Below are 3,638 nucleotides of genomic sequence, written 5' to 3' on the forward strand. Positions count from 1 at the left end.
GACGCAGGTGTCCGGGTAGGCGAGGCCGCGATCGGCGTGGATGACCGGGGACATCTTCTCCAGGTTGATCTGGTGCATGATGCCGTTGCCTGGCGGGATCACCTCGATGTTCTTGAACGCCTGCTTGGTCCAGTTGATGAAGTGGAAGCGATCCTCGTTGCGGCGATCCTCGATGGCGCGGTTCTTCTCGAACGCCTGGGGGTCAAAGCCGCCACACTCGACGGCGAGCGAGTGATCGACGATGAGCTGCACCGGCACCACGGGGTTGACCTGGGCGGGATCACCCCCCTGCTCGGCGATGGCGTCGCGAAGGCCCGCCAGGTCCACCAGGGCGGTCTGGCCCAGGATGTCGTGGCAGACCACCCGGGCCGGGAACCAGGGGAAGTCGCGATCGCGCTTGTTGTGCACTATCTGGCCGAGGCACTCGCCGAGGATGGCCGGATCGCACTTGCGAACCAGGTTCTCGGCGTGCACGCGGGCGGTATAGGAGAGCCTGTCCCAGGCGCCGGGGGCGATGGCGTTGACCGCCTCCCTGGCGTCGAAGTAGTCCAGCGCAGTGCCGGGCAGGGGCTTGCGGTATTGGTTGATCATCACTTGCGCTCCTTGAGCGGAACGAACTGGAGATCCTCCGGGCCGACGTAGTTGGCGCTCGGGCGGATGATCTTGCCGTCGATGCGCTGCTCGATGACATGGGCCGACCAGCCGGAGGTGCGGGCGATGACGAACAGCGGGGTGAACATGGCGGTGGGCACCCCCATCATGTGGTAGCTGACGGCGCTGAACCAGTCGAGGTTCGGGAACATCTTCTTGGCCTCCCACATGGTGGACTCCAGCCGCTCGGCGATGTCGAACATCTTGGTGTTGTGCTGCTCCTGGCTGAGCTCGCGTGCCACCTCCTTGATCACCTTGTTGCGGGGATCGGAGACGGTGTAGACCGGGTGGCCGAAGCCGATGACCACCTCCTTCTTCTCGATGCGGGCACGGATGTCGGCCTCCGCCTCGGCGGGGTTGTCGTAGCGCTTCTGGATCTCGAAGGCCACCTCGTTGGCGCCCCCGTGCTTGGGCCCGCGCAGGGCACCGATGGCTCCCGTGATGCAGGAGTACATGTCCGAGCCGGTGCCGGCGATGACGCGGCCGGTGAAGGTGGAGGCGTTGAACTCATGCTCGGCGTAGAGGATGAGAGAGGTGTGCATGGCGCGCACCCAGGAGGCACGGGGCTTTTCGCCGTGCAGCAGGTGGAGGAAGTGGCCACCGATGGAGTCGTCATCGGTTTCGACGAAGATGCGTTTGCCGTTGTGGCTGAAGTGGTACCAGTAGAGCAACACGGAGCCGAGACAGGCCATCAGCTTGTCGGCGATGTCCCGGGCGCCCGGGTGGTTGTGATCGTCCTTCTCCGGTGACAGGCACCCCAGCACGGAGACGGCGGTGCGCATCACGTCCATGGGGTGGGCGGAGGGAGGCAACTGCTCCAGGGCGGTCCTCACCCCGGTGGGCAGGCCGCGCAGGGCCTTGAGCTTGGCCTTGTAGGCGGCGAGCTCCGCCACATTGGGCAGATGGCCGTGCACCAGCAGGTGGGCTATCTCTTCAAACTCGCAGCTGGTGGCCACGTCCAGTATGTCGTAGCCACGGTAGTGCAGATCGTTGCCGGAGAGGCCGACGGTGCACAGGGCGGTGTTGCCGGCGGCGGTGCCGGAGAGGGCGACGGATTTCTTCGGCTTGAAGCCGGTGGTTTCGGGAATGGCGCTCATCACATGTTTCCTCATTCAGTCCGTTGAAGCGCCAGCCGCCAGCATGAGGCGGCTGGTCGCGGGCTTATTCCTTGGTGAACAGTCTGTCCAGGGTCTGCTCGTAGTGGTGGTAGCCGAGGAAGTCGTAGAGAGACTCCCGGGTCTGCATGGTGTCGACCACGGCGCGCTGGTGGCCGTCGCGGCGCAACTGCTGATAGACGTTGAGGGCGGCCTGGTTGGCGGCGCGGGCGGCGCTTAACGGGTAGAGCACCATGTCGACGCCATGCAAGGCGAGCGCCTCCTTGTCAAACAGCTCCGTCTTGCCGAACTCGGTCATGTTGGCGAGGATCGGCACCCCGGCCGCCTGCTTGAAGCGGTCGTACTGATCCAGCTCGGTGACGGCCTCGGCGAAGATCATGTCGGCGCCCGCCTCCACATAGGCGGCGGCGCGCTCTAGGGCCGAGCCGAGCCCTTCCACCGCCAGGGCGTCGGTACGGGCCATGATGACGAAGCTCTCGTCGGTGCGGGCATCCACCGCCGCCTTGATCCTGTCCACCATCTCGGACAGGGAGACCACCGCCTTGTTGGGCCTGTGGCCGCAACGCTTCTGGGCCACCTGATCCTCCATGTGGACGGCGGCCACCCCGCCGCGCTCGAAGGCGCGGACGGTGCGGGCGATGTTGAAGGCACCGCCCCAGCCGGTGTCGATATCCACCAGGAGCGGCACTTGCGTGGCGGCCGTGATGCGCTCGGCATCGATGAGCACGTCGTTCATGGAGGTCATGCCGAGATCCGGCAGGCCGAAGGAGGCGTTGGCCACCCCGGCACCGGAGAGGTAGAGGGCCTTGAAGCCGCTGCGCTCGGCCATCAGCGCCATGTAGGCGTTGATGGTGCCGACGATCTGCAGGGGCTTCTCATTGGCCAGGGCGGTGCGAAAACGCGTGCCGGCCGAGGGGGATAGGTTGGACATCGTGACTCCTTTCATGGGGTGCTTGTCTGCTGCGGATGCTGGCTGTGAACAGGTTCATCTCACACTACGTTGACGTTAACGTCAATCATGCTTAAGTCCAAGGCCCGTCAATGGGCGGGCACCAGCGGCTGCTTCCTGTATAACTTCATGTAATTCAATCAAGTATCTTCCCAATTTGATTCATGCCCGGCCACTGTCACCTCGCCGTCATGGGGGAACAGGGCCGATTCTGGCCTCTTCCCCGAGGGGGGGCAACGGATTCGAAGGGGGGTGTCATGAGATGAAAAGTGGCTGTCGCCCGATGCAAAGCGGACGTTTACGTTAATCCCTAGATTCACTCTGGACGATGTTTTCACCCACGAATGAATCTGGAGAACCGCCATGGCCAACGCCATTCGCTTTTATGAAACCGGGGGCCCCGAGGTCTTGCGCTACGAACAAGTGGCGGTGGGCGAGCCCGGGCCTGGCCAGGTGCGCCTGCGCCACGCCGCGGTCGGCCTCAACTATGCCGACACCTATTTCCGCAACGGCACCTACCCCATCCCCATGCCCAATGGCCTCGGCGTCGAGGCGGCCGGGGTGGTGGAGGCGGTGGGCGAGGGCGTCACCAACGTCGACGTCGGCGATCGCGTCACCTACACCGGTTTCATCAATACACTCGGCGCTTACTCGACCGAGCGCCTGATCCCGGCCGCGCCGCTCATTCGCCTGCCGGACAGCATCTCCTGCGAGACCGCCGCCGCCATGACCATGCGCGGCCTCACCTCCGCCTACCTGATGCGCCGCATCTACGACTTCAAACCCGGTGACAGCATCTTGCTGCACGCCGCGGCGGGCGGGGTCGGCCTCATCGTCGCCCAGTGGGCCAAGCTGCTGGGGCTGACGGTGATAGGCACCGTCTCGAGCGGCGCCAAGGCCGAGCTGGCCCGTGCCCACGGCTG

At 64.9% G+C, this 3,638-nt stretch carries 4 protein-coding genes; 1 reads left to right on the forward strand and 3 read right to left on the reverse strand.

Going from position 1 to position 3,638, the window contains the following annotated elements:
• The 3 genes from AACR77_RS16230 to prpB form a co-directional block, all read right to left on the reverse strand.
• The coding region (locus AACR77_RS16230) for an aconitase family protein (protein WP_042882797.1) at window positions 1-591 on the reverse strand (591 nt) is incomplete at its 3' end.
• Window positions 591-1,748: a bifunctional 2-methylcitrate synthase/citrate synthase gene (gene prpC, locus AACR77_RS16235; RefSeq protein ID WP_042882798.1), complete on the reverse strand. Its 1,158-nt coding sequence runs from the start codon at window positions 1,746-1,748 to the stop codon at window positions 591-593. The genes AACR77_RS16230 and prpC, both read right to left, overlap by 1 nt.
• A gap of 64 nt (window positions 1,749-1,812) precedes the next feature.
• The gene (prpB, locus tag AACR77_RS16240; RefSeq protein WP_042882799.1) at window positions 1,813-2,697 is read right to left on the reverse strand and encodes a methylisocitrate lyase; all 885 of its coding nucleotides are present in this window, start codon (window positions 2,695-2,697) and stop codon (window positions 1,813-1,815) included.
• Window positions 2,698-3,078: 381 nt separating this feature from the next.
• Here prpB and AACR77_RS16245 point away from each other — a divergent pair.
• Window positions 3,079-3,638: alcohol dehydrogenase catalytic domain-containing protein (locus tag AACR77_RS16245; RefSeq protein ID WP_231563266.1), on the forward strand; the 560-nt coding region annotated here is incomplete at its 3' end.

Origin of the sequence: Aeromonas sp. ZOR0002 (genome assembly GCF_963866995.1) — a bacterium.
Classification (GTDB): Bacteria; Pseudomonadota; Gammaproteobacteria; order Enterobacterales; family Aeromonadaceae; genus Aeromonas; species Aeromonas caviae.